The 25976-nt window shown below is 69.6% G+C and carries 23 protein-coding genes; 10 read left to right on the top strand and 13 right to left on the bottom strand.

The genetic code is table 11. The features are described from left to right. Positions 1-44 precede the first annotated feature (44 nt). Positions 45-4889, top strand: a complete 4845-nt coding sequence (locus FVE89_RS07100; RefSeq protein ID WP_160533331.1) for an NAD-glutamate dehydrogenase — start codon at positions 45-47, stop codon at positions 4887-4889. A 301-nt stretch (positions 4890-5190) separates the two neighbouring features. Here FVE89_RS07100 and FVE89_RS07095 read toward each other — a convergent pair whose 3' ends face one another. After that, positions 5191-6366, bottom strand: coding sequence for an MFS transporter (locus FVE89_RS07095; protein ID WP_160533330.1), 1176 nt, complete (start codon positions 6364-6366; stop codon positions 5191-5193). A gap of 208 nt (positions 6367-6574) precedes the next feature. Continuing rightward, positions 6575-7078 carry a MucR family transcriptional regulator gene (locus FVE89_RS07090; RefSeq protein WP_160533329.1) on the bottom strand — a complete coding sequence of 168 codons (504 nt, stop codon included), beginning with the start codon at positions 7076-7078 and terminating at the stop codon, positions 6575-6577. A gap of 282 nt (positions 7079-7360) precedes the next feature. Here FVE89_RS07090 and FVE89_RS07085 point away from each other — a divergent pair, with 282 nt between their 5' ends. Continuing rightward, positions 7361-9202, top strand: coding sequence for an outer membrane beta-barrel protein (locus tag FVE89_RS07085; RefSeq protein ID WP_160533328.1), 1842 nt, complete (start codon positions 7361-7363; stop codon positions 9200-9202). A gap of 6 nt (positions 9203-9208) precedes the next feature. Here FVE89_RS07085 and FVE89_RS07080 read toward each other — a convergent pair whose 3' ends face one another. Together FVE89_RS07080 and FVE89_RS07075 are read right to left on the bottom strand one after the other, a co-directional pair. Next, entirely contained in the window at positions 9209-9913 is a 705-nt protein-coding gene (locus FVE89_RS07080; protein ID WP_160533327.1) for an SDR family oxidoreductase, read from the bottom strand. A gap of 36 nt (positions 9914-9949) precedes the next feature. Beyond that, on the bottom strand, positions 9950-10423 hold the full coding sequence (locus tag FVE89_RS07075; RefSeq protein ID WP_160533326.1) for a nucleoside deaminase: 474 nt from the start codon (positions 10421-10423) through the stop codon (positions 9950-9952). 141 nt (positions 10424-10564) lie between these two features. Here FVE89_RS07075 and FVE89_RS07070 point away from each other — a divergent pair, with 141 nt between their 5' ends. From FVE89_RS07070 to rsmD, 4 genes are all read left to right on the top strand, one after another. Next, entirely contained in the window at positions 10565-10756 is a 192-nt protein-coding gene (locus FVE89_RS07070; RefSeq protein ID WP_160533325.1) for a CsbD family protein, read from the top strand. Between the two features lie 78 nt (positions 10757-10834). Beyond that, the gene (locus tag FVE89_RS07065; RefSeq protein ID WP_160533376.1) at positions 10835-11011 is read left to right on the top strand and encodes a DUF1328 domain-containing protein; all 177 of its coding nucleotides are present in this window, start codon (positions 10835-10837) and stop codon (positions 11009-11011) included. Between the two features lie 141 nt (positions 11012-11152). Next, complete coding sequence (locus FVE89_RS07060) at positions 11153-13036, top strand: pseudouridine synthase (RefSeq protein WP_160533324.1); 1884 nt, start codon at positions 11153-11155, stop codon at positions 13034-13036. Then, positions 13033-13590: a 16S rRNA (guanine(966)-N(2))-methyltransferase RsmD gene (rsmD, locus tag FVE89_RS07055; RefSeq protein ID WP_160533323.1), complete on the top strand. Its 558-nt coding sequence runs from the start codon at positions 13033-13035 to the stop codon at positions 13588-13590. Before FVE89_RS07060 ends, rsmD begins: the two co-directional genes overlap by 4 nt. 7 nt (positions 13591-13597) lie before the next feature. On the opposite strand, the gene FVE89_RS07050 is transcribed toward rsmD, so the two are convergent. From FVE89_RS07050 to FVE89_RS07035, 4 genes are all read right to left on the bottom strand, one after another. Further along, positions 13598-13936 carry a cupin domain-containing protein gene (locus tag FVE89_RS07050; RefSeq protein WP_160533375.1) on the bottom strand — a complete coding sequence of 113 codons (339 nt, stop codon included), beginning with the start codon at positions 13934-13936 and terminating at the stop codon, positions 13598-13600. A 95-nt stretch (positions 13937-14031) separates the two neighbouring features. Next, the gene (locus tag FVE89_RS07045) at positions 14032-14481 is read right to left on the bottom strand and encodes a helix-turn-helix transcriptional regulator (RefSeq protein ID WP_160533322.1); all 450 of its coding nucleotides are present in this window, start codon (positions 14479-14481) and stop codon (positions 14032-14034) included. Positions 14482-14866: 385 nt separating this feature from the next. After that, entirely contained in the window at positions 14867-15814 is a 948-nt protein-coding gene (locus tag FVE89_RS07040) for an alpha/beta hydrolase (protein WP_342389624.1), read from the bottom strand. Further along, positions 15811-16356 (bottom strand): phasin family protein, encoded by a 546-nt coding sequence (locus tag FVE89_RS07035; protein WP_342389625.1) that lies wholly within the window; start codon positions 16354-16356, stop codon positions 15811-15813. Before FVE89_RS07035 ends, FVE89_RS07040 begins: the two co-directional genes overlap by 4 nt. A 198-nt stretch (positions 16357-16554) precedes the next feature. Between FVE89_RS07035 and FVE89_RS07030 the strand changes: the two genes are divergently transcribed. Further along, the gene (locus tag FVE89_RS07030) at positions 16555-18207 is read left to right on the top strand and encodes an AMP-binding protein (RefSeq protein WP_160533321.1); all 1653 of its coding nucleotides are present in this window, start codon (positions 16555-16557) and stop codon (positions 18205-18207) included. Between the two features lie 179 nt (positions 18208-18386). On the opposite strand, the gene FVE89_RS07025 is transcribed toward FVE89_RS07030, so the two are convergent. The 5 genes from FVE89_RS07025 to FVE89_RS07005 are packed head-to-tail and all read right to left on the bottom strand — an operon-like array spanning position 18387 to position 22896. Then, positions 18387-18710, bottom strand: a complete 324-nt coding sequence (locus tag FVE89_RS07025) for a DUF6285 domain-containing protein (RefSeq protein ID WP_160533320.1) — start codon at positions 18708-18710, stop codon at positions 18387-18389. 2 nt (positions 18711-18712) lie between these two features. After that, positions 18713-19723, bottom strand: a complete 1011-nt coding sequence (locus tag FVE89_RS07020; RefSeq protein ID WP_160533319.1) for a phosphotransferase family protein — start codon at positions 19721-19723, stop codon at positions 18713-18715. Positions 19724-19726: 3 nt separating this feature from the next. Beyond that, a complete protein-coding gene (locus FVE89_RS07015) occupies positions 19727-20494 on the bottom strand; it encodes an SDR family NAD(P)-dependent oxidoreductase (RefSeq protein WP_160533318.1) in 768 nt (255 codons plus the stop codon). Between the two features lies 1 nt (position 20495). Continuing rightward, complete coding sequence (locus FVE89_RS07010; protein WP_160533317.1) at positions 20496-21674, bottom strand: acetyl-CoA C-acyltransferase family protein; 1179 nt, start codon at positions 21672-21674, stop codon at positions 20496-20498. Between the two features lie 16 nt (positions 21675-21690). Continuing rightward, positions 21691-22896 carry an acyl-CoA dehydrogenase family protein gene (locus tag FVE89_RS07005; protein WP_160533316.1) on the bottom strand — a complete coding sequence of 402 codons (1206 nt, stop codon included), beginning with the start codon at positions 22894-22896 and terminating at the stop codon, positions 21691-21693. Between the two features lie 1276 nt (positions 22897-24172). Between FVE89_RS07005 and FVE89_RS07000 the strand changes: the two genes are divergently transcribed. Genes FVE89_RS07000 through FVE89_RS06990 form a run of 3 tightly spaced genes read left to right on the top strand, consistent with a single transcriptional unit; the run spans position 24173 to position 25971 of the window. Beyond that, complete coding sequence (locus FVE89_RS07000; RefSeq protein ID WP_160533315.1) at positions 24173-24418, top strand: hypothetical protein; 246 nt, start codon at positions 24173-24175, stop codon at positions 24416-24418. Between the two features lie 14 nt (positions 24419-24432). Beyond that, positions 24433-24927, top strand: a complete 495-nt coding sequence (locus tag FVE89_RS06995; RefSeq protein WP_160533314.1) for a hypothetical protein — start codon at positions 24433-24435, stop codon at positions 24925-24927. A gap of 30 nt (positions 24928-24957) precedes the next feature. Next, positions 24958-25971: a hypothetical protein gene (locus FVE89_RS06990; protein WP_160533313.1), complete on the top strand. Its 1014-nt coding sequence runs from the start codon at positions 24958-24960 to the stop codon at positions 25969-25971. Positions 25972-25976 lie beyond the last annotated feature (5 nt).

Below are 25976 nucleotides of genomic sequence, written 5' to 3'. Positions count from 1 at the left end.
CGCTGCTATCGCTTGGGCGAATGACCCGGTTCGGGAGGAGCGCGATGACACTCGAGACCGCGACGGCCCTGTCTTCCTCCGAGCAGAAGACCGCCCGCACGGGACTGATCGAGGCGGCCGCCGAGATCGTCGGGCAGCAGGGCGGACCGGGCGGCTTCGTCCGCGACCTGTTCGGCCGCGTCACCCCGGAGGATCTGGCCCCCTACCGCGCCGATGCCCTGGCCGACCTCGCCGCCCGGGCCCGGGCCTTCCTGGCCGATCCGCGCCGGCCGGGGGATCCCGCCCGGATGCGCCTGAGCGATGCCGAACTCCTCCGCGATGGACGCCGCCGCGAGGTGACCATCCTCGAAGTCATCAACGACAACCGCCCGTTCCTGCTCGATTCGACCCTGGCCGAGCTGACCGAGCGGGGCCTGTCGCCCGATCTCGTCGCGCACCCGATCCTGGGCGTCGAGCGGGATGCCGGCGGTGCCCTGATCCGCGTTGTCGGCGAGACCACCGCGGATGCCCATGGCAGCCTCGCCCGCGAGAGCTTCATCCACATCCATCTCGACCGACTGGAGGAAGAGGCCGGGACCCGGCTGCTCGAGGCCCTGGCGGCGGTCTACCGCGACGTCGCCCTCGCGAGCGACGACCACGATGCCATGCTGGCGCGCCTGACCGGCCTCGCCGCGCAGCTCGGGCGTTCGCCCAGCCTGATGCCGGAGGGCGAGAGCACGGAGGCGCGCGCTTTCCTGGAATGGCTGATCGACGGCCAGTTCCTGCTGCTCGGCATGCAGGAGCACGGGATCGCCGGCGAGGCACACCCCCTCGTGGAGGGATCGAGCCTCGGCGTGCTGCGCGATCCCGGTGCCACCCCGCTGCGGCGGGGCCGGACGCCGGTGGATTATACGCCCGAGATCCTCGCCTTCCTGGAGGAGCCGCAGCCGCTCATCATCACCAAGGCGAGCGTGAAATCCCGCGTCCACCGCTCCGCCTTCCTCGATTATGTCGGCGTCAAGCTGTTCTCGGGGACCGGCAAGCTCTCGGGCGAGGTGCGGATCGTCGGCCTGTTCACGGCCTCGGCCTATGCCAGCCCCGCCCGCGAGGTGCCGGTCCTGCGGCGGAAGGTCGAGGCCGTCATCGCCCGGGCCGGGCTCGATCCGACGAGCCATGCCGGCCGCAGCCTCCTGGCGGTGCTGGAGAGCTATCCGCGGGACGAGCTGTTCCAGATCGACGGCGAGCGGCTGTACCGGTTCACCCTGGCGATCGCGAACCTCGCCGATCGGCCGCGGATCCGTGTGCTGTCGCGGCCGGACCGCTTCGGCCGCTTCGTCTCGCTCCTCGTCTACGTGCCGAAGGATCGCTACGATTCGACCGTGCGGGCGCGGATCGGCGCCTATCTCGCCGAGGCCTATGGCGGCCGGCTGAGTGCCGCCTATCCGGACTTCCCCGAAGGCCCGCTCGCCCGGACCCATTACATCGTCGGCCTGCCCGATCAGGGCGCGCCGGAGATCGACCCGGCGAGCCTCGAAGCCGGCATCGCCGCCCTGGTCCGGACCTGGGGCGATGCCCTGCGCGCCGCCCTCGCGGAACGCCTGGGCGGCGATCGGGCGCGGCTGCTCGCCGCCCGATACGCGGAGGCGTTCTCGGCCGCCTACCGGGACACCTTCCAGCCGGAGGTCGCCGTCGATGACATCGCGATCCTGGAGGGCCTGAACGAGGCGCAGCCGCGCGCCGTGCATCTCGGCCGCCGCGGCTCGGATGCCGCCGCGCAGGTGCGCCTCAAGGTTTTTTCGCGCGGGACCGCGATCGCCCTCTCGGACCGGGTGCCGGTTCTGGAGAATCTCGGCTTCCGCGTCATCAACGAGCGGACCTACCGAATCCTGCCGGCGGGCGCCGCCGAGGCCGACCGGGTCTGGCTGCACGACATGCTGCTCGAACGCGCGAGCGGCGCTCCGATCACGCTGGCCGATCTGGAGCAACCCCTCGAAGCCGCGCTGCTCGCCATCGCGGAGGGCGTGGCCGAATCCGACGGCTATAACCGGCTGATCCTGGAAGCGGCGTTGGATTGGCGGGAGGCTGCGCTCCTGCGCGCCTTCGGGCGCTACCTGCGCCAGCTGCGCATCCGCTACGGCCAGGATTATCTCGCCAACACGCTGAGCCGGCATCCCGGTATCGCGCGGGCGCTCGTCAGCCTGTTCCGGATCCGGTTCGATCCGGCCGCCGAGGGCGACCGCGCCGCCCGCTCGGCGGAGGTGCGCGCCGGCATCGAGGATGCGCTCGCGGACGTCACCAGCCTCGACGACGACCGGATTCTGCGCCGGTTCGTCAACCTCGTCGAGGCGGCGTTGCGGACCAACTTCTTCCAGAAAGGCGCGGACGGAAAGCCGCGGGAGACGATCAGCTTCAAGTTCGCCTGCGCGAAGGTGGCGGCGATGCCGCTGCCGCGGCCGCTGTTCGAGATCTTCGTCTACTCCCCCCGGGTCGAGGGCGTGCATCTGCGCTTCGGCTACGTCGCCCGCGGCGGCCTGCGCTGGTCCGACCGGCCGGAGGATTTCCGGACCGAGATCCTCGGCCTCGTGAAGGCCCAGCAGGTGAAGAACGCCGTGATCGTGCCGGTGGGCGCCAAGGGCGGCTTCTTCCCGAAGCGCCTGCCGCCTCCCACGGACCGCGCCGCCTGGATGCAGGAGGGCACCGAGAGCTACCGGATCTTCATCCGCACGCTCCTCGAACTGACCGACAACATCGTCGACAACGCGATCGTGCCCCCGCCCGACACGGTGCGGCACGACCCCGACGACGCCTATCTCGTGGTCGCGGCCGACAAGGGCACCGCCACCTTCTCGGACATCGCCAACGCGCTCTCGCTGGAGAAGGGCCATTGGCTCGGCGACGCCTTCGCGTCCGGCGGCAGCCAGGGCTACGACCACAAGGGCATGGGCATCACGGCCCGCGGCGCCTGGGAGGCGGTGCGCCGCCACTTCCGCGAGATCGACGTCGACGTGCAGACCGACCCGATCACCACGGTCGGCGTCGGCGACATGTCGGGGGACGTGTTCGGCAACGGCATGCTGCTGTCGCAGAGCATCCGGCTGATCGCGGCCTTCGACCACCGGGACATCTTCCTCGATCCGAACCCCGACGCCGCGGCGAGCTTTTCCGAGCGGCGGCGGCTGTTCGATCTCGGCCGCTCCTCCTGGGCGGATTACGACCGGGGCCTGATCTCGCCGGGCGGCGGTGTCTTCTCGCGCAGCCTGAAGACCATTCCGCTTTCCGAACAGATCCGGGCGGCCCTGGGTTTCGACCGCGCCGAGGCCACGCCCGCCGAGCTGATGCAGGCGATCCTGAAGGCACCGGCCGACCTGCTCTGGTTCGGCGGCATCGGCACCTATGTCCGCGCGACGACCGAAACCGACGACGACGCGGGCGACCGGGCCAACGATGCGGTGCGCATCACCGGCCCCGAGTTGCGGGTGAAGGTGATCGGCGAAGGCGCCAATCTCGGCCTGACCCAGCGCGGGCGCATCGAGGCGGCGCGGGCGGGCGTCCGGCTGAACACCGACGCGATCGACAACTCGGCCGGCGTGAACACCTCGGATGTCGAGGTGAACATCAAGATCGCCCTGATGACGCCCGAGCGCGACGGGCGCCTCAGCGTCGAGGCCCGCAACGCGCTGCTCGCCGCCATGACCGACGAGGTCGGCCGCCTCGTCCTGCGCAACAACGAGTTGCAGACGCTCGCCCTGTCGCTCGCGCAGCGCGGCGGCCTCGGCGAGACCGGCTTCGCCATGCGGACCATGCAGGCCCTCGAGGCCGAAGGGCGCCTCGACCGGGCGGTCGAATTCCTGCCGGACGACGCCGCGCTGACCGAGCGCCTGCGCCGCAACGAGGGGCTGACCCGGCCGGAATACGCGGTGCTGCTCGCTTACGCGAAGCTCTCGCTGCACGATGCGATCCTCGACAGCGCCGTGCCGAACGACCCGTATTTCGAGCGGGAGTTGCAGCGCTATTTCCCGAAAGCCCTGCGCGAACAATTCCCGGACGCCGTGAAGGGCCATCGGCTGCGCCGCGAGATCATCGCCACGGCGCTCGCCAACATCATCGTCAACCGCGGCGGCCCATCCCTGGTGACCCGCCTCGTGGACGGGACCGGCGCCGACGCCGCCACCATCGCCAAGGCCTACGCGCTCACCCGCGACGCCTTCGGACTGATGGAGCTCAATCTCGCCATCGACGGCCTGGCCGGCCGGATCTCCGGCCAGGGCCAGCTCGGCCTCTACGCCGAGGTTCAGGATCTCCTGATGAACCGGATCGTCTGGTTCATCCGCAACCTCGATCTCACCGGCGGCCTCGCACCGGTGGTCGCGCGCTACCGGGACGGCATCGCGGCGGTCGAGGCGGCTTTGCCGAAGGCCCTTGATGCGGCCTCGCGGGAAGCGATCGACGGGCGCGCCGCGGAACTCGGCCGCCTCGGCATGGCGCCCGCCCAGGCCCGGCGGCTCGCGTCGCTGACCGCCCTGGTCTCGGCGCCCGACATCGTGCGGGTCGCCGAGCTGAGCGGCCGTCCGGTGGAGGACGTGGCGGCGACGCATTTCGCCCTCGAACACGCCTTCCGCCTCGACGATCTCGCGGCTGCGGCGCGCGATGTCCCGGTGGCCGACACGTTCGACCGTGTCGCCCTGGAGCGCGCCGTGGCCGGCATCGCCGCCGCCCATCGCAGGCTCACCGCCGAGGTCGTGGCCGATCTGGGCGCGGGTCCGAGCGCGGTCGAGGCCTGGGTCAAGGCCCGGGGCGCGTCGCTCGCGCGGATCCGCGACGCGGTGGACGCGATCCGCGCCTCCGGCCTCACCGTCTCCAAGGCGACGGTGGCGGCGAGCCTGCTCGGCGATCTCGCGCGCGCCGATTGAGACGCGGAGCGGAGGCGCGGCCTGCCTTTCGCGCCTCATCCGCACGCGCCATAGCGGCGCGCGCGTCGCTTCAAGGTTTATCGGCCAGCTGTTAGGTCAGGAGGCAGACGAATCTGCGGATCGAATCTGTGGCCACTGTCATGGCGCGTGCTCTTGCGTTGGGTCTTCTTGTCGTTTCCTTGCTGTTGTTCGCGTGGTCGATGTCGGAACACATGGACCGCTGCCTTCACGAAGATAATCACCCGGCCGATTCGATACGGTGCTGAGACAGGCGTGTGCAGCGCGACGACCTCAGGGGCGCTCAGGCACCCGGTACAGAGGTGGAGAAGAGCCGCCGCCCTGAGCGGCTGACCGCCGTCAGGGTGAGACCGAGCCCGATGAGCGACACCACCGCCGCGATCAGCGGCAGCTCGCCATAGCCGATTCCGAATGTCAGGGCCGTCCCGCCGATCCAGGCGCCCGTGGCGTTGCCGAGGTTGAACGCGCCCTGGTTGAGCGTCGAGGCGAGATTCGGCGCGTCGCTCGCGGCCTCGACCACCCAGACCTGGAGCGGCGAGACCAGGGCGAAGACGAGCCCGGACCACAGGACCAGCACCACGACCGTCATCGAGGCATGGTGGGCCACCGTCGCCAGGGTGAGCAGCATCGCCACGATACCGAGGAAGCTGCCGATGATCGTCGCCATCTGGCCCCGGTCGGCGAAGTGCCCGCCCGCGAGGTTGCCGAGGGTGAGGCCCACCCCGGCGGCGAACAGCACGCCGGTCACCCCCTGCGGCGTGAAACCGCTGACATTGGTCAGGAACGGCGTGATGTAGGTGAAGACCGTGAAGAAGCTGACCGACGACAGGGTCGAGATCAGCATCGGCCGCAGAACCGGCCAGCGGCCCAGCGCCCGGAACTCGGCGATCAAGCGTCCGCGCGTGCCGGGCAGCCCGGCGGGCACGCAGAGCTGGATCGCTGCGCCGGCGGCCACGCCGATCGCCACCACGGCCCAGAAGGTCGCGCGCCACCCGGCAGCCTGCCCCAGCGCAGTCCCGAGGGGCACGCCCAGGACGTTGGCGAGGGTCAGGCCGGCGAACATGAGTGCGACGGCCTGGGTGCGCCGCTCGCGCGGCACGAGGTCCCGCGCCACCACGGCGCCGATGCCGAAGAAGGCCCCGTGCGCGAAGGCCGTGAGGACCCGCGCCGCCATGAGCAACGCATAACTCGGCGCAACCGCGCAGCCGAGATTTCCGAGCAGGAACACGCCCATCAGGGCGAGCAGCGCCGTCTTGCGGGGAAGCCGGGCCGTCGCGATCGCCACGATCGGAGCACCCACGACCACACCCAGCGCGTAGCCCGACACGAGGTAACCCGCCTGCGGAATGGTGACGCCGAAGCTCTGCGCCACCTCCGGCAGCAGGCCCATGATCACGAATTCCGTGGTGCCGATCCCGAAGGATGCGACGGCGAGGGCAAGGATCGGCAAGGGCAGCACGGCGAGTCTCTCCGGCGCAGGGTGATCGCTCGATTGTGCGAAGCAACATGCGCAGGATGGCAACCATGAGCCACCTGACCAGCCACGGATACGCGGCGCACGGTTGCACGGCGCGCAACCGGACCCGATGATGCGCGTGCTTGAGCAGGTATCCGTACGGGATGTGCGCCGCCGGGTCTCGATCACGCCTCGGAAGGCCGAGCAATCCTTATTCCGTCGGGGACTTCTTGCGACCGCGCGCCTTTGCAGGGGGCGCGGGCGGCGATTCCTTGGCCGCGACCTGCGCCGCACCGTTATACTTGCGGCGTTGCTGTCCGAGCCCGAGTGCCCGCGCCAGTTCGGACCGCTGTTCCGAGTAGCTGGCCGCCGTCATCGGATAGTCCCGCGGCAAGCCCCATTTCGACCGGTAGGCCTCGGGAGACAGGCCGCGGAGTGTAAGATGCCGACGCAGCGTCTTGTAGGGCTTCCCGTCCTCGAAGCTGACGATATGATCTCGCGTAATCGATTTGCGGATCTGTGCCGGCGTCAGCTTCTCGACCGGCCCATTCGAGGGCTGACTGTCGGTCGCTAGACGGCTCAGAGCGCTGTGCACGACCTCGATGAGGCCGGGAAGTTCCGCCGAGGGCACCGAGTTGTTCGACACGTAGGCCGCGACGATATCAACCGCGAGCTCGACCTGCCCCGACTGTTCACTTTCTACATTCCCCGTCATGGTGGAACCCCGCCCTGACAAATAACTAGATCGCCCAAACCCAGTTGGACACGATCGAAATCTGTTCCATCTTAGCGGATTTAGACGCAAATCTCAATCGGACGGTTATTGCGATTGAAACAGCGAAGGGTGGCCTTCGAATGCTGGTCCGGCGCGCCGTTGACGCCACATTAACCACGCCCGTCTAACCTCGATTAACCATGCCGACGACCGGTCAAGCCGCGGTGTCGACAGTGAATTTCGGCCCTCGACGGCCGGGATATTCGTGGAGATCGGGATCAAGTGCGGACGGCGCGGGCTGATCGGCGGGCACGTCACGAGAAGCGGCTCGCATACGCGGCCCTGACGCTGGTGCTCGCCGCCTCGCCGACCGCGGCCCAGCGCTTCGACGCGACCAGCCCCGTCACCGGCCAGCCCGACAATCCGGGCGCCGGCCTCGATACGGCTCCGAGCGGCCTGCCGGCGCTCCGGCGGCGCCTGCCGGACGGCTCAACACGGGATGACGGGCGCGGCTCGCCGGGCGGCGATACGCTCGGCGGTGACCAGATGGGCGGCGACAGCCTGCGGTCGCCACTCTCGCCGCCGATCCCGGCCCAGGGGCAGACGCAGCCGGGGGCATCGCAGCTCGGGACCCGCCTCACGAGCGGCGGCCAGCGCATCGGCGGCAGCGCCGTAACGTCGAGCAACCTCGCGCCCTCGACCCTGCTGCGGTCGCGGGCGGCGCCGCCGCGCCGTCTCGGCTCCGCGACCCGCAGCATCACCCAGAACGTCACGCAGGTGCCGAGCCCGGCGGCCCGGCTCACGCCGATCATCCAGCAGCCGGTCATCGGCGTGCCGCTGCCGCAAGCGCCGACCCCGATCCGGCCGATCCTGCCGCTTCTTGCCAATACCGCCACCCTGGGCCTGCTGACGCCGGGCTTCATCCTCGGGACGGACCTGGCACGGCCGATTCCTACGGATCCCGCCTACGCGCCGATCGGCTATCAGGTCGGCACCTTCACGGTCCTGCCGAGCTTCGCGCAGAGCCTCGGCTACGATTCGAACCCGGATCAGACAGCGCGACAGTTCGCGCGCGGGTCGGTCGCGCTCCGCACCGACGCGGCGGTCGACTTCCAGAGCAACTGGGCGTCGAGCTCGCTGCAGGGCTCCCTGCGCGGCGCCTATCTCGAAACGCCCCAGAACGAAGCCGCGAGCCGACCCGCCGCGGACGGCGTGGTGCGCTGGCGCCTCGACGCGAATCGGGATCTGCACATCGATGCGGAGGGGCGCTTCCTGGTCGACACGCAGCGGACCGGGAACCCCAACCTCCAGGTTGCCGCCGGCAATCTCCAGGCCGCTTCGGCCACCACGCGGCCGCTGCTCGCCGTCTACGGCGCCTCGCTCGGCGCGACCGAGTCGTTCAACCGCCTGTCGGTCACCCTGCGCGGCTCGATCGACCGCTCGGAATTCGACAATGCCCGCCTCTCGGACGGGACGATCATCAATCAGGCCGACCGCAACCTCAACCAGTACAGCCTGCAGCTGCGCACCGCCTACGAGGTCAATCCGGACTTCAGCCCCTTCATCGACATCCTCGGCGATACGCGCGTCTACGACCTGCAGCGGGATCAGAACGGGATCCGGCGTGATTCCGATGGCATCTCGTTCCTGGTCGGGGCGAGCTTCGGCCTGCTGCGCACGCTCACCGGCGAGATCTCGGCGGGCATCCAGCACCGCGACTACGTCGATCCGACCCTGCGCGCCATCGATGCGCCGCTCGTCAATGCCGCGCTGGTCTGGTCGATGAGTCCGCTGACCACGGTCCGCCTCACCGCCGCCACCGGGGTCACCGAGACGACGATCCCGGGTTCGAGCGGCATCCTGACGGATGTCGCCACGCTCGAAGTCCAGCACGACCTGTTCCGCAACCTGTCGATCGTCCTGGGCGGCTCGTTCCTGAAGAACACCTACCAGGGCAGCACGATCCGCGAGAACGGCGTCTCGGCGACCGCGCGGCTCGACTACCACCTGACCCGGTGGCTCACCCTGCGCGGCACCTACATCTACCAGCAGATCAACAGCACGGTGGCGGGGTCGAGCTTCAGCGACAACACGTTCCTGCTCGGCCTGCGGGTGAACCCGTAAGCCTGTTCAGAACCGCTCGGTCCAGGGCCGCAGCTCCAGCTCGGACGTCCAGGCGCTGCGATCCTGCCGCAGCACGTCGCGATAGGCCCGCGCGATGGCGTCGGGATCGAGATGGCTGTCGGGCGCGTCTGCGGGCTCGCCGCCGCGGGCCGGATTGCGGATCGCGCCGTCGATGACGAAGTGCGCCACGTGGATCCCCTGCGGCTGCAACTCGCGGGCGAGGCTCTGGCCGAGGCCGCGCAGGGCGAACTTCCCCATGGCGAAGGGCGCCGATCCGGAAAAACCCTTCACGCTCGCCGAGGCGCCGGTCAGGAGGATCGCCCCGTGGCGATGGGGCAGCATGCGCCGCGCCGCGGCCTGCGCCACGAGGAAGCCGCCATAGGCGCTGACCATCAGCGCCTCGGCGACCGCGGCCGGATCCAGATCCGCCACGGGGCCGCGCAGCCGGCCGCTGGCGTTGTAGACCACGACATCGGGCGCGCCCCCGAGCGCCGGCTCCAGGCGCGCGAACAAAGCCTCGACCTGGTCCGGCCGGCTCGCATCGCAGGCATGCACGGCGGCGCCGGTCTCCGCGGCCAGATCGGCGAGCTTCGCGACGTTGCGGGCGGCGAGGCCGATCCGCATGCCATCCGCCGCGAGCAGACGGGCCAGCGACGCGCTGAGGCCCGAACCGGCTCCGACGATCAGGGCGCGGGAATAGGCAGGCGTCATGGCGCTGTCCTCCGGTTCGGGCGCGATGTCCCGCGATCATACCCGCTTCGGCGCAAAGAAGTCCCGCAGGAGTGCCCCGGCCTCGCGCTCGCGGAAGCCGCCATAGACCTCCGGCGCGTGGTGGCAGGTCGGCTGATTGAAGACGCGCGGGCCGTGCTCGACCCCGCCGCCCTTCGGATCCGAAGCCCCGTAATAGAGCCGCCGGATCCGCGCGAAGGAGATCGCGCCGGCGCACATCGGGCAGGGTTCGAGGGTGACGTACAAATCGCAGCCGGTCAGGCGCTCATCGCCGATCGCCGCACAGGCCGCCCGGATGGCCAGGATCTCCGCGTGGGCGGTCGGGTCCCGCAGGCCCCGGGGCCGGTTGTGGGCGACGGCCAGCACGATGCCATCCCGCACCACGACCGCCCCGACCGGTATCTCGCCGGCCGCTGCCGCCTGCTCCGCCGCCGCGAAAGCCTGATCGAACGCCGTCGCAGTGCCCGCCGGACGCGTCGTGTCATCCGTCATGACGCGGACCTTTCGTGACACGGCAGAGTAACGCCGGGGTCTTGATCCAGAGCAATGTTAAGACTTGGAACATTCGCCCGACCGTGACCGTTCTTAGCGTCTCGTGCGGCGCCGCCGCAGGCCTATTGAAGGGACATTTCCATGAGCAGCACCACGGACAAGATCAAGGGCGCCGCCAACGAGGCTCTCGGCAAGGCCAAGCAGGGCCTCGGCGACGTGACCGGCAACGACAAGCTGAAGGCCGAGGGTGCGGCTCAGGAGCTGAAGGGCAAGACCCAGAGCACCGTCGGCAGCGCCAAGGACACCGTGAAGTCCGCCACCGACAAGCTCTGATCGCCGCGGGGTGATCGGAACGGGACCCGCCGCGGGCGGGTTCCCACCGTGGACCGGCTCGAACAACGCGAGGATGCCATGATCGGTTGGGCTATCACGTTTCTCGTCGTCGCGCTCGTCGCGGCTCTGCTCGGTTTCGGCGGCATCGCCGGCACCGCCATGGAGGCGGCCAAGGTCGTCTTCTTCGTGGCCATCGCCCTGTTCCTGATCTCCGCCGTCTTCGGCGTGATGCGCGGGCGCTCGCCCAGGCTCTGACGCGCGGAGGTTTCGCGCGGCGGCTGACGATGCACGTAAGGGGCGTTCCGCTGGGGACGCCCCTTCGCGTGCCGGCCTCCGCGCGGGGCAGTTCGAAAGACCCGTCTCGCCTGTCGGTTTCGGCTCTGGTAAGGGCCGGGCATGAGCGACACGCCGAACGACGATACACCGGAGGTCCCCGACCGCCCGGCCCCCGACACTTCACCGGCGCGGCCCTGGAGCCCGGCAACCGATGCCAATCGCATCGCCGATCCGGCGGAGGCGGCGCCGAAGCCCGCCCGGGCGAAGCCGCGCGCCGAGCCGACGGCGCCGGCCGCCGAAGATCCGCCTGCCGGTTCCGCCCCTGAGGCGACGCCCCCCGGGGAGCGCATCGCCAAGGCGATGGCGCGGGCCGGGATCGCGTCGCGGCGCGAGGCCGAGACGATGATCCTGGCCGGCCGGGTGAGCGTCAACGGCGAGACGCTGACCTCGCCGGCCCGCAACGTCACCGACGACGACCGGATCCTGATCGACGGCGAGCCCATGCCGTCGCGCGAGCGCAGCCGCCTGTGGATCTTCCACAAGCCGCGCGGCGTCGTGACGACGGCCCGCGATCCGGAGGGCCGCCAGACGGTCTTCGAGGTCCTGCCCGAGGATCTGCCCCGGGTCGTCGCGGTCGGCCGCCTCGACATCAACACCGAGGGGCTGCTGCTCCTGACCAACGACGGCGGCCTCGCCAAGGTCATCGCCCATCCCGAGACCGGCTGGCTCCGCCGCTACCGCGTCCGGGCGCACGGCGATATCGATCAGGCGCAGCTCGACCGGCTGTCGAAGGGCGTCACCATCGACGGGATGGAGTACGGTCCCGTGGAGGCGACGCTGGACCGGGTCCAGGGCGACAACGTGTGGCTGACGCTGGGCCTGCGCGAGGGCAAGAACCGCGAGGTCAAGCGCATCCTCGAGCATCTCGGGCTGTCGGTGAACCGGCTGATCCGGCTCTCGTTCGGGCCGTTCCAGCTCGGCGATCTGGAAGTCGGCCTCGTGGAGGAGGTCCGGACCCGCGTGCTGAAGGACCAGCTGGGCAAGTCGCTGGCCGAGCAGGCGGGGGTGGATTTCGACAGCCCGGTGCGGGAGCCGATCACACCGTTCGGCGGATCCAAGGCAGTCGATCGCGGCGGGAAATCGGCGCAGATCAGCGGCGCGATGCCCAAGCGCAACGCCGCGCGCCCCGCGCCCGCACCGCGCGTCGCGACGGGCGGCTCCGGACCGGGCCCGCGCAAGGCCGCGTGGCGGGACGACGAAGCCGCCAAGCCCCACGGAACGCGCATCCCCCGCCGTGGCGCCGATCCGCGTGCCGCCCAGGCCGCCGCGGCCGAGCGCGGGCGCGAGCGGGTCGGCTCGATCCGGGCTGCTGGGGACCGCCGGGTCGTCGTGGAACGCCTCGCGGCCAGCCCGGTCGAAGCCGAACAGCCGGTGAAGGCCCGTCGCCGCTACGCCGACGACGGTGCGCCGGGCGGGCAGCGGGGTGCGGCCGGCCGCCCGGGCCGCGCCGCGGGTTTCGGGAATGAGCGCGCTTCGGCACCGCGCGGCGACCGGGCGGCCCCCCGCGGCCAGGATGCCCAGGACGAGCGGCCGCGCCGGCCCGCGGTCCGCGGTGCCGAAGGCGGGTGGGGCGATGCGCGGCGGGACGCGCGTCCGCCCTTCAAGGCGGATCCCGGGCGAGAGCGATCCTCCCACGGGGCTCCGGGACAGGGGGCGCCGCGCGGCAAGGCCGGTTTCGGCGCACAGGACCGCGGGTCGGGCGGCGGCAAGCCGGCCTTCGGCGGGGCGAAGGCAGGCGGTGCGCGGCCCGGCGGCAAGGGCGGCGGCTTCGCCGGCAAGAGCGGCGGCTTCGCCGGTAAGGGCGGTGGCTTCGCCGGCAAAGGCGGCGGCTTCGCCGGTAAGGGACCCGGCCGGGGCGGACCCGGTGGCGGGGGTGGTCGCCCCGGCGGCGCCCAGGGTGGGGGCAAGCCCGGTGGCGGGCGCCCGCCCCGTGGTTCGCGATGAGGATCGTCGGCGGCGCTTGGCGCGGCCGACGGCTCTCGGCTCCGCGCAGCGACTCCATCCGGCCGACTTCGGACCGGCTCCGCGAATCGCTCTTCAACGTCCTGACGCATGCCTATGACGAGGCCGTGTCGGGAGCCCGGGTGCTCGATCTGTTCGCCGGCACCGGTGCGCTCGGCTTCGAGGCCCTGTCGCGGGGGGCAGCCTACGCGCTCCTGGTCGATGACGGGACGGAGGCCCGCGCCGTGATCCGGTCGAACATCGAGGCCCTCGGCGCAGAAGGCGTGACGCGCCTGTTCCGACGCGACGCCACCCGGCTCGGCCCCGCCGGCACGGCGGGCCAGTTCTCGCTGGTCTTCTGTGACCCACCCTATGGTCGCGATCTCGCACCGCGCGCCTTGACCAGCGCGGCCGGCGGCGCCTGGCTGGCTCCGGGTGCCCTCGTGGTGGTGGAGGAAGCCGAAACCGTACATCTGGATTGGCCAGAGGGCTTCGCCGAACTTGAGCGGCGCGCCTACGGCGATACGGCGATCACCCTGGCGCGCTACGACGCCTGAGGCCGCCTCATCCCCCGCTGGACGATGTGACTTCCGAGCCGAAATGGATCGCCAGCCAGACGGTCGGCGAGTCCGTTCGCTCGACCCGGTGGCGCCTGTGAGGTGCGATCAGGAGCGCGTCGCCCGCGACGAGGCGCCGGGGTTCCGCCTCGTCGGCGAAGCGCAGATCGGCCGAACCCGCCAGCACGGCAACCCATTCGGCGTGCGGCTGATCGTAAAGAAACCCCGGCGGGCTCGCCTGCCCGGTCGAGACGATGCGCTCCACCCGCAAGCCCGGTGCCGTGAGCAGCACGGACACCGCCTCCTCAAGCCCGCTGGTCGGCACGTCGGAGAGCAGATTGATGATGTCGGTGGGCTGCACGTGAACGCATCTCCCCGATGCTCCGGCAGCCACGCGTCGCTGCCCGCTTCGGCCGCACCGTCAGCGGGCGTCGGCTGATCTCAGGCGTTCGGCACCGCGTCGCGCGCCGAACCCTGATCCGCAGCGGCACCCGCGGCCGCACGGCTCTGGCCGATGCGCGCAGCCGACTTCACGAGGCTCAGAACGTCCCGGCGCATCTGGTCGTCGGCGATCTGATTGTAGGCGCGCAGAAGCTCGACGGCTCCGCTCACCCGCAGGAGAGAGGGACCGTTCTCGGTCGTGCTCTCGGGCTCGGGCTCGAAGAAGCTCGACACCGGCACGCCGAGCCGCTCGGCGATCGCCTGCAGACGGCCAGCTCCGACGCGGTTCTTGCCCGTCTCGTATTTCTGCACCTGCTGGAAGCTTACCCCCAGGGCGCTGGCCAGGGCCGATTGGCTCAGCCCGTTCGCCGCACGCAGGAACGCGATGCGGCTGCCAACGCCGTGATCGATCGCCGTGGTCTGCTTTGGCTTGGGGCTTGGCTTGGCCATGTTGGATGTCCGAACGTCGTCTCTGTTGGCGGGTCTGCGAGGCCGCAACCCGAGCCGCCGGCTACAACCCATTGCTGCTGATTGTGCGGCACAGATTCTAGCCTGCGCGTAGTAGATGCCACAGCCAAGCCCGGCGTGCAACGAAAGGTCACGGCCGCCACATCTAAGATACCAAAAATGGTCACCCGACCTCAGTGTCGCCCGCGTGTGAACCCGCAGAGAAGAGCCGACGGTGTTATTTCATGTCACCGAAACTACGTGAGACCTGCATATGGAATATTTGCGCTCGTGATGGATCCGGAGCTGCGTCACGACGGCGTGTCGAACATCGACTGCGGATCGCCCCGCGCAATGTCAGCCATCCTGCCGGCGACGCGCGTGGCGTTCACGTGCGCGGCGGCGGTCCCAGCCAGCGGGCTACAATCGAGAGTTGTTGATCGTCCAGGAGGGCTGGGGCGTGCCCGCAATCCGGTATTTCGACGCGCTCGGTCGGCGGCCCCCGGCGCGTCATCTCATCGGCCGTGGAGGCGAGCAGCAGCTCCGAGTGCTCCCCGCGCAGCAGCAGGACCGGACAGCGGATCGCGTCCCAGTCGCGCCACATGCTGACGCTGTAGACCCGGCCGGGCCGGAACGCGTCGCCGATGCCGGGATCGTAATGGGGCCGCCAGCCGCCGTTCGGCTCCCGGAAGAAGCTGTGCTTGGCGATGTGCCGCCACTGTTCGTCGGTCAGCGGGCCGAACGATCCGAGCACGGTGCGCAGGCGCGACTCGCCCGAGGCGAGGTTGTGGTGCAGCCGGGGCGCGTCCCTCAGGCGCGACCCGATATGGCGGATCGGTGCCCAGGGCAGGAACGGGCCGATATCGTTGATCACCATGCGGCGGATCGGCGTGTTGGCCGCGGCGGCGAGCACCATTCCGGTCAGCCCGCCCAGCGACGTGCCGACCCAGTCGATCTTCCCGGGGATCCGCAGATGCGCGATCAGCGCCGCCATGTCGGCGGCGTATTGCGGCAGGCCGTAGAGTTCCGGATCCTTGAGCCAGCCGCTCAGGCCGCGCCCCGGCAGATCCGGACAGACGACGCGGTAGCCCATCCTGGCCAGGAGATAGCCCAGCGGATCGAAATCCCGGCCCTGGCGGCTCAGCCCGTGGACGCAGACCACCACGTCCGGCGAGTTCGGATCGCCCCATTCGACATAGGCGATGCGGTGGAAGTCGTGGGGCGCGTAGGCGAGGAAGTCACCCGTCCGGAACGGCACGTCGGCCCGGCTGAGATCGTCCAGCCGCGGTAACGATGCCGTCAGGGCAGCCACGCCGACGGTCGCATCGGGGGTCACGGCGTTTCGGTGCGCGCGGCAGCCTCGCGGGCGAGCCGGCTCGTGGTCTGGTGGAGATCGACCATCTGGTCGGTGAACCGGCGCGCCTGCTCCTGAAGGAAGGTCACGTTCAAGGCCGCGACCTCGCGGGCATCCGCGGCCTTGGCCACGCGCTCGGCGAAATCGAGGTTGGCGCGCATGTTCGAGTCCGACGCCACGAGCATGCGGTGTCCGATCTCGCGCATCGCACCCAGCATATGGGCGGCGTTGTCCTCGAACGCGTTGTAGAGCCGCGCCCCGGCGGCCTCCCATTGCTCCCGCATCCTGCGGGCGCCGGCCACGTTGCTCTCGGAGAGCTGGTGGGCAGTCTCGCGGCTGGAGCCCATCACGGAGCGCCAGCCCTCGAAGGTCTGGGCCATCGATGACTCGAAGGCGTTGAGCGCCATCTCGCCGGCCTCCGCGAAGCGTTCATAGGCGTCCCGCGCCCGCGTGACGCCGCTCTCGGCCAGGGCCCGGCCCGCCTGCGTGGGCACCATCGGCTGGTTGTCGTTCTCCACGGTCACCGTCCCTCCCCGGCCCGGATCGGCCAAGCCCAGGTGACGGGCATCCGTCAGGGGCGGCGCGCCGTCAACCGTGGTCGTGACAGAAGCGAACCGGGGCACGCCCCGTCCGCGCATCGGCGATTGACAGCCGGGTCCCACGGTAAATCATCCGCGGGCGGAGCGAACGCCACGCCCGCCGCCGGATCAGAAAGCACAACGATGACGGAGTTCCATCCGCAGCCCGCGCCGGCCCGCGAAGCGGGGTGCCATCCCTTCGCGCGCAATCTCGACCGGACGCCGGCCAATTACGTCCCCCTGACCCCGGTGAGCCTGCTTGCGCGCGCCGCCGCCGCCGTGGGGGCGCGGGTCGCGGTGATCGACGGCGACCGGCGCCTGACCTACGCCGATCTGTACGCGCGATGCCGCCGCCTCGCCTCCGGACTCGCGGCGCACGGGATCGGTCCACTCGACACCGTGGCGATCCTGGCCCCGAACGTTCCCGAGATGATCGAGGCGCACTTCGCCGTGCCGATGCTCGGTGCCGTCCTCAACCCGCTGAATACCCGCCTCGACCCGGCGACGATCGCCTTCTCCCTGGCGCATGGGGGCGCCCGGGCGCTGATCGTCGAGGCCGAGTACGCGGCCCTGGCGGCTCGGGCCCTCGCGGAACTCGGGCGGCCCCTGCTGGTGGTGGCGATCGGCGATGCCGAACTGACCGATGCGGTCCCCTACGAGGCCCTGCTCGCCGCGGGCGACCCCGCGCAGGCCTGGGCGGGCCCTGCGGATGAGTGGCAATCGCTCTGCCTCCTCTACACCTCCGGCACCACCGGCGATCCGAAGGGCGCGGTCTACAGCCATCGTGGGGCCTATCTGCAGGCGCTCGGCAACGCCGTCACCTTCGGGCTGACCGCCGAGAGCGTGTATCTCTGGACGCTGCCGATGTTCCATTGCAGCGGCTGGTCGTACCCCTGGGCCTGCGTCGCCGCCTGCGCGACCCAGATCTGCCTGCGCAAGGTCGAGCCGGCGGCGATCTTCCGGCTGATCGCGGAGCACGGCGTCACGCATCTGTGCGGCGCCCCGATCGTGCTCTCGATGATCGCGCATGCGCCGGCCGCCGACCGCGTGTCCTTCCCGCAGCGGGTGCGCTGCGCGGTCGGCGGGGCGGCGCCGTCCTCGACGATCATCCGCACCATGGAGGAGCTGGGCTTCCAGGTGCTCCACCTCTACGGCGCGACCGAGAGCTACGGGCCGGCCACCGTCTGCCTGGCGCAGCCGGACTGGGCGGCGCTCTCCGAGGCGGACCGCTACGCCCGCATGGCCCGGCAGGGCGTGCCGCTGGCGACGCTCGAAGCCGCACAGGTGGTCGATCCGGAGACCGATCGGCCGGTGCCGCGGGACGGCCTCACGGTCGGGGAGATCTGCCTGCGGGGAAACACCGTGATGAAGGGCTATCTCGACAACCCGGACGCGACCGAGCGGGCGCTCGCCGGAGGCTGGTACCGGACCGGCGACCTCGCGGTCTGGCATCCGGACGGGTCCGTCGAAGTCAAGGACCGGGCCAAGGACATCATCATCTCGGGCGGCGAGAACATCTCCAGCCTGGAGGTGGAGGAGGTTCTGCTGCGCCACCCCGCGGTGATGCTGGCCGCCGTGGTGGCCCGCCCCGACCCGACCTGGGGCGAGAGCCCGTGCGCGTTTCTGGAAGTGAAGCCCGGCGCGGAGCCGCCGACCGATCAGGAGCTGATCGCGTTCTGCCGGGAGCGGATGGCGCGCTTCAAGGTGCCGAAGACCATGGTGTTCGGGACGCTTCCCAAGACCTCGACGGGCAAGATCCAGAAGTTCGTGCTGCGGGATCGCGCGCGGGAGTTGTGACGGACAGCTCACGATCGCCCACCCCCTCATCCTGAGATGACCGCGAAGCGGGCCGCGAAGGAGGGCTCCAGAGGCCGCCGCGATCCCAGGAGACCTCCTTCGAGGCCTCCGCTGCGCTCCGGCGTCTCAGGATGAGGTCGAGGATTGGAACGCCCGGTTCCGGCGGATCCGGCCGATGATCACCCGCCCCGGGAGGACGGCTTCCACACCTGCGCAGCCACAGCCGCAGCCGCCTCCAGGGCCGCGTGCAGGTCCGGATCGGCATCCCGGGCGCCGGCGCGGATCGCGGCGACCAGGGCCTCGACCGGCGCGCCGGCCAGGACATCCGCGCCGACGGCCCGCAGACGATCAGCCTCGGTGATCTCGCGCGCCGCGATGCCGATCGCGTTGGCCACCATCAGCGCGACGTAGCGCGGGCGGCCGGTGAGACCGGGCACCACCTCCTCAATCAGCGAGCGCCGCGCGGCATCGAGGAGGGCCGCGCCGGAGGGTTCGTCCTGCATGCTCAGCTCCACGACGCGGGGGATGTCGCCCGCAGGATGGCCCGTTCGAGCTCCGGCACCATCCGGCCGGTCAGGGCCAGTTCCAGGGAGAACTCGCGGCCGGACACGTGGCGTGCGCCCTGCTCCAGGGCGATCACCGCCCAGCGCAGATGCGCCATCACCTCCCAGTGGGCGACACGCGCGGGATCGATGGCCCGCCCGCCCGCCTCCGCGTAGCCCCGGTAGAAGGCCGCGCGCGAGCCGATGCCGCCGGCCTCCAGCTCGGGCCGGCCGAAGCGCCAGCACGCGGCGCAGAACCAGCCGAGATCCTGCGCGGGATCGCCCCAGCCGGCGAATTCCCAGTCCAGCACGGCCGTGAGGCCGGTTTCATCGACCATGTAGTTGCCGGTCCGGAAATCCCGGTGCACGAGCGCTGGCGCCGCAGGTTCGGGCGCGCGGACCTCGCCCCAGCGCAGGCCCCATTCGATCGCCGGGCGCCGGGCGCCGATCCCGTCGAGGCTGGCGCGCAGCCGCGCGATCTCGGCCCGCGCCGGATCCGGTTCCGGCGCGCCCAGGAAGGCGAGCGGCGGCGGAAGCGCTTCCGGGTCGAGGGCCGCGTGGATCCGGGCGAGTTCGCGGCCGAGCGCCTCGGTCAGCCGCTCGCGGTCGCCGCCCAGCGTCAGGTCCTTGGCGATGCGCGGCCCCAGGCCGACCCCCCCGACGAGCCCCATCAGCGCGAAGGGCGCGCCGATCACGGCCGGATCGGCGCAGAAGCCCACCGGCTCGGGCACGCGCACGCCCGCCGCCCAGACGGCCTCCAGGATGCGGAACTCCTCGGCGCGCGACCGGCTCGACGCGATCGTGGCGGGGGCATCCATGCGCAGCACGAAGCCGCGCTGTTCGTCCCCGAATCGGCAGCGGACGAGGCGGTTTTCCTGGATAGACCCGCCGCCGAGCGGGCGGATCTCCTCGATCGCCAGATCCGGGCGTTCGAGATGCGCGGCGATCCAGGCGCGCAGCCGTTCCTGATCCATCCGCTACAAACCCGAGACGAGATGGCCGCCGTCGACCGCGACGACGCTGCCGGTCATGTAGGCCCCGGCCCTGGAGGCGAGGAGCAGGAGCGGCCCGTCGAGCTCGGCCGCCTCGCCGAGCCGGCGCTGCGGCACGCGCTTGATCAGCGCCTTCCCGGGCTCGGAGTCGAAGAACGCGTCGTTGAGTTCGGTCTTGATGTAGCCGGGAGCGAGGGCGTTCACCCGGATTCCGTGGCGCGCCCATTCCAGCGCGAGGCTCTTGGTGAGTTGCACCACCCCGGCCTTCGAGGCGGCGTAGGGCGCGAGCCCTCCCGTCACGCGCAAGCCCAAGATCGACGCGATGTTGACGATGCTGCCGCCGGCGCCGTTCTGGACCATGCGTTTCCCGGTCGCCTGAGCCACCAGCCAGACGCCCTTCAGGTTCGTGTCGAGGACGGCATCCCAATCCGCCTCGGCGAGGTCGAGGGCCGGCTTGGTGGATGTCACGCCGGCATTGTTGACGAGGACCTGGATCGGCCCGAACCGGCGTTCGGCCTCGTCCAGCGCCCGCTCGACGCTGCTCGGGTCAGTCACGTCCATGACGACGGCATGGGCCTGACCGCCCGAATCCGTCACGCCCGCGACGGTCTCCGCGAGGGCGTCCGCCCGCCGCGCGCACAGGCTCAGCCGCGCCCCGGCCTTGGCCAGCGTCCCGGCGAAGTGGCGGCCGAGCCCGCTGGAGGCTCCGGTGACCAGCACGTGCTGGCCGGTGAGGTCGAACAGGCCCTCCATCTCAAGGCAGCCGCTCGAAGGCCACCGCGATGCCCTGGCCGCCGCCGATGCACATGGTCGCCAGCCCGTAGCGGCCGCCGGTGCGGGCCAACTCGTAGAGGGTTTTCACCGCGATGATTGCCCCAGAGGCGCCGATCGGATGGCCCAGCGCGATCGCGCCGCCATTCGGGTTCACGCGGGCGGGATCGAGGTCGAGGGCGCGGGAGACCGCGCAGGCCTGGGCCGCGAAGGCCTCATTCGATTCGATCACGTCGAAGTCTCCGGCGCGCAGGCCCGTCCGGTCGAGCAGCCGGCGCACCGCGGGCACCGGACCCATGCCCATCTCGGACGGGTCCACGCCCGCATGGGCGTAGTCGACGATCCGCGCGAGCGGCTTCGCCCCCGAACGCTCGGCCTCGGCCGCGCTCGACAGGACGAGGGCGGCGGCGCCGTCGTTCAGGCCCGAGGCGTTGCCGGCGGTGACGCTGCCGGTCTTGGAGAAGGCCGGGCGCAGCTTGGCCAGATCCTCGACGCTGGTCGCCTTCGGATGCTCGTCGGTGTCGAACGCCACCGTCTCGCGCTTGCGCTGGACCGGGACGGGCAGGATCTGCTCGCGGAACCGCCCTTCGCGGATCGCCCGGGCGGCACGCGCCTGGCTCTCGGCCGCGAAGGCATCCTGCTGATCGCGGGAGACGCCGTAGCGCTCCGCGACGTTCTCGGCGGTGACGCCCATATGGCCGTGGCCGAACGGGTCGCTCAGCACGCCGATCATGTAATCGACCAGGGTGGCATCGCCCATGCGCTGGCCGGTGCGGCCGGTCGTCAGGATATGCGGCGACCGGCTCATGTTCTCGGCGCCGCCGGCGACCGCGATCTCCGCGTCGCCGAGCAGGATGGATTGCGCCGCCGAGACGAGCGCCTGCAGGCCGCTGCCACAGAGCCGGTTGACGGTCATCGCCGGCACCTCCTTGGGCACCCCGCCCTCGATCGCGGCGACGCGGGCGATGTAGGCGTCCCGCGGCTCGGTCGGGATCACGTGGCCGAACACCACGTGGCCGACGCGCTCCGGCGCCGTGCCGGCGCGCTTGAGCGCCTCCGCCACGCAGAGCGCCCCCAGCGTCGAGGGCGGCGTTCCGGCGAGCGCGCCGCCGAAGGTGCCGATCGCGGTCCGCACCGCGCCTGTGATCACGACATCGGTCATCGTCACGCTCTCCGTCTCACGCTTTGACCGGCCAGGACCAGAAGGCGTCGCCCTCGGCCTCGAGGTTGCGGTTGAGCACCATCTTGTGGACCTCGTCGGCCCCGTCCACCAGCCGCGCCTGCCTGGCGTAGCGGTAGATCCATTCGAGCGGCGTGTCGGTGGAGTAGCCCCGGGCGCCGTTGATCTGGATCGCGACGTCGGCGGCCGCGTGCAGCAGGTTGGCGACGTGGACCTTCGCCATCGACACCTCCTTGCGGGCGAAGCTCCCCTGGTCGAGGGCCCAGGCGGCCTTCATGACCAGCAGGCGGCCGATCTGGATCCGCATGGCGAGGTCGCCGAGCATGAGCTGGATGCTCTCCCGGTCGGCGAGCCGGATGCCGAAGCCGTGGCGCTCCGCCGCGTAGGCCCGGGCGATCTCGACGCAGCGCTTCGACAGGCCGAGCCAGCGCATGCAGTGGGTCAGCCGCGCCGGACCGAGGCGGATCTGCGTGAGCTTGAGGCCATCGCCCTCGTTCATCAGGACGTTCTCGGCCGGGATTTCGAGCCCGTCGAACAGCAATTCGCAATGCCCGCCATGCTCCTCCGGCCCCATGATCGGGATGCGCCGCAGGATCTCCCAGCCGGGCTGGTCCCTGTGGAACAGGAAGGCGGTCAGGCCCCTGCGCGCATCGTCCGAGGTGCGGGCCATCAGGATGAAGTGTGCGGCCTCCTCCGCGCCGGTGATGTACCATTTGCGGCCGGTGACCACGTAGGTGTCGCCCCGCCGCTCGGCCCGGGTCTGGATCATGCCGGGATCGGAGCCGCCGCCGGGATGCGGCTCGGTCATGGCGAAGGCCGAGCGGACCTCGCCGCGCACGATCGGCGCCAGCCAGCGTTCCTTCTGCGCCGGGGTGGCGACCTTCTCCAGCACCATCATGTTGCCGTCGTCGGGGGCGGCGGAATTGAACACGACCGGCCCGAAGATCGAGCGGTTCATCGCCTCGTAGCAGACCGCCATGCCGACCTTGTCGAGCCCGGCGCCGCCGGTCTCGGGCTTCAGCTGCAGGCACCAGAGCCCCTGCTCCCGCGCGAGGCCGCGCAGGCGGGCCAGCTCCGACAGGGCGATGTTGCCGTGGCCGTCATAGGCCGACGGGTCGGATTCGAGCGGGATGACATGCGCCTCGACGAAGGCCGCGATCCGCGCGCGAAAATCCTCGACGCGGGGCGAGATGGTGAAATCCATGGGTCGCAGCCTCCGGCGGATGCCTGTGCGCGGACGTGAGCAGCGCCTGTCGGATCAGGATAGCTTTGCTCGCCTGTTCTCTCCACGATCGAGGCCCCTGCGGGCAATCGCAAGATGAAACGAAGTGCGGCGGCTGTTCGGTGCGCCCGGCGGCCGGGAGGATCGGGTCTGTCGGGACCGACTAAGGGCGGATCGATTTTCCCTCGGTGTCCCGGGTAAGGCCGAAACAGTTTCCCGGATAAGGGCGGTTCGAACCGCTGATTTCCACCTTAACGGCGAAACAGGCTGAAATCGACCTCATGGACGAGCATGCACCTGCCGGTGTCGGTGCTCATGCCGGGCCATCTTTCAGGATAACGGCGAAGCGATCCGCCCAGCGTGTACAGGATAAGAGCGAAGCACCGGATGGGTGGCCCAGCGTGCAGTCTCAACGAGAGACCGGTTCCCTTCCGGTCCGTGCGGTAGCGCCCCTCTCACGAACGTCCACACTTGCAAGAGCTCACCGCGCGATCCGGAACGCTCTCGACGACGGCTTCGCAGCCGCCAACCCTGCCCCCTTCTCTGCAGCGCATCACGCTCCCGGCCGACCAGCGATTTGACTGCCGGATAACAGGGAAGCGGCGCGCCGAGGGCTACATGATAAGGGCGAAGCAGCCTGCCTTCGCTTACAGAATAAGGGCGAAACCGCAGCTCGGTACCAACCCCGATCCGCAAAACACCGCTGGAGCCTCAGGCCGTCCGAACAGCCGCTCAAAGGCTGGGCTCGCCCCGTGCCTCACGTTCGAACCCGAATGTGTGCGGTGGCGATGCAGGCAGCGACGCCTAGCTCGCCCTATGTTGCGGCGATTGGGGACTGACATGGCGGACGTGACGCGGTTCCCGCGATACCACCAGGCTGAGAACGTGGTTACGAACCACGTCATGGTCATGCTGCGCATGCTCTACAAGGCCCCGCCAAAGCTCCTTGAGGGGCCGCTACAAGCGCTGTGCGCCGACGAGGCGACGCTCGGTCCCCGCTTCTCGCAACAGGTAGCCGGGGCCCACAGCGTACCGGCCCTGGCAGCCGCTTCGCGCCGCCCTCTAAATTCAGGATAAGGGCGAAGCAGCCTGTCTGCGGCTACAGATATATGGCGCAGAACTCCTCACTGGCTGTGCGCAACGCCGAAGCGTTGCTGAATGGATGAGTTGGCTGCAATTGGTGCACTGCAGCTTGGAAAATTGCCGCTCCGTGACAACCTTTCAGGCTGTGCGGCATGCGAATGAATTAGGAGACGCCATGGCCAAGCTTCCGACCCCTGACGAGAATGGCAGGCTCATTCTTGAAATTTATGCTCACTTCAATAGCCGGCCTGGCCATGTTCTGCGAGCAAACAATTTTGTCGCTGTCGCGGCGCGTCGACGCCTTCACATGGAGGATATTCAGCAAGGACTTGAGTATGCAGTCAGCCAAAATTGGATTGAAGAAACGGAAAATGGCTCTCTGCGCCTGACCGATGTTGGCTTTAGCGAAATGCCTGATTGAGCCCAAGGCCGAACATGTCCGATAGAACAGCCAACATCAGCCCCGAACACTTTTCATGGCTTGTGGAGGGTAGGTCTGCAAATCAAAATAGCACACTGAAACTTTACGAAATTATTTTTAATGGCGATAAGAAGCTCAATGGTAATGTTGAGCTTCAAGAGGCGGCCCACGAGCTAACTGGGGTAGCCTTTTCCCTTTGGAGAGCTGTTTTTCTAAGTGACGTTACTGACGAATATTCTGACGAATTGTCAGACATCAGAAAATTCCTCGTAAGCTTAATATCTGACAATACTGTTTTATACGTTACTGACAAAAATGCCCGTAATTGGTCCTTCAGATATTATCTAAGAAATGCACAACAGCGCTTAAAGTTGCTATCAAAAGGGAGGCTATCACTTGTAGACGAGTCTGCGTTATTAACTCCGGTTGAAACGGATAAGGACGATTGGGTTGGAACGCAACGCATTCTCGATGAAGCTATTGAAAGATTCGGGCGGGCAATGGCTTAGGATATATACAATCTTTGATCAGGGGGCGGCATGACGGACGTGACGCGGTTCCCGCGCTACCACCAGGCCGAGAACGTGGTGACGAACCACGTGATGGTCATGCTGCGCATGCTCTACAACGCCTCGCCGAAGCTCCTTGAGGGGCTGCTGCAGGCGCTATGCTCCGACGAGGTGACGGTCGGGCCCCGCTTCTCGCAGCAGGTCGCCGGCGCCCACAGCGTGCCGGACGGGCTCATCCTCCAGGAGCCGCTCGCTGTCTTCGTCGAGACGAAGCTGGGCTCGGCGGCCGACCCGGAACAGTTGCGGCGGCACTGCCGGACCATCGTGGACCGCCTGCCCGGTCGGAAGGGCACCTACCTCGTGTCCCTGACCGCCGGGCAGAGGGGCGCCATCCCCGACGAGGTCATGGAGATGGCTCGGGAACATGGCATCAAGGTCGTGCCGGCGAGTTTCGGCGATCTCGTCGAGCAGGTCGGTCAGCTTCCCGTGACCGACCTCGCTCTCCGGGAGGTCGTCCAGGAGTTCACCGACTTCGTCTTCTCCCAAGGGCTGGTGCCTAGGGAAGATCAGTTCCTGGTGGCAATGCTGACGGGCACGTCCTGGCAGGACAACCTTGCGCACGGCGTCTACTACGAGCCCGTGGACCGGAACCCGAAGTGGCAGCGCGCGGCGTTCCTGGGCCTCTATCACGACCGGCAGGTCAGCCACGTCGGCCGGATCGTCGCCGCCGTGGCGGCCGTGCAGGACGACAAGGGCGAGATGGCCTTCGACGAACCGGAGACCGGCTCGCTCGACGACGCGCGGCGGCAAGCCATCAGGAACGTCGTCGAGGCAGCACAGGCATACTACCCCGGCGTCGAGGCTGCCCGCCACCGATACTACGCGGTCGATGCCTTCACCCCGACGGACTTTCGGAAGCGGACGCCCGGAGGGATGATGGGGCACCGCTACTTCGACATCGAGAGCCTTAGCGGCAATCGCCTCCCCGGGCGCGCGCCCGGCTCGTTGGCCGCGCAGGCCTTGAACGGTCGCGTCTTCGATTAGCTCGC

Source organism: Methylobacterium sp. 2A (genome assembly GCF_009806555.1).
Classification (GTDB): domain Bacteria; phylum Pseudomonadota; class Alphaproteobacteria; order Rhizobiales; family Beijerinckiaceae; genus Methylobacterium.
This window is presented reverse-complemented; position numbering and strand designations above follow the sequence as displayed.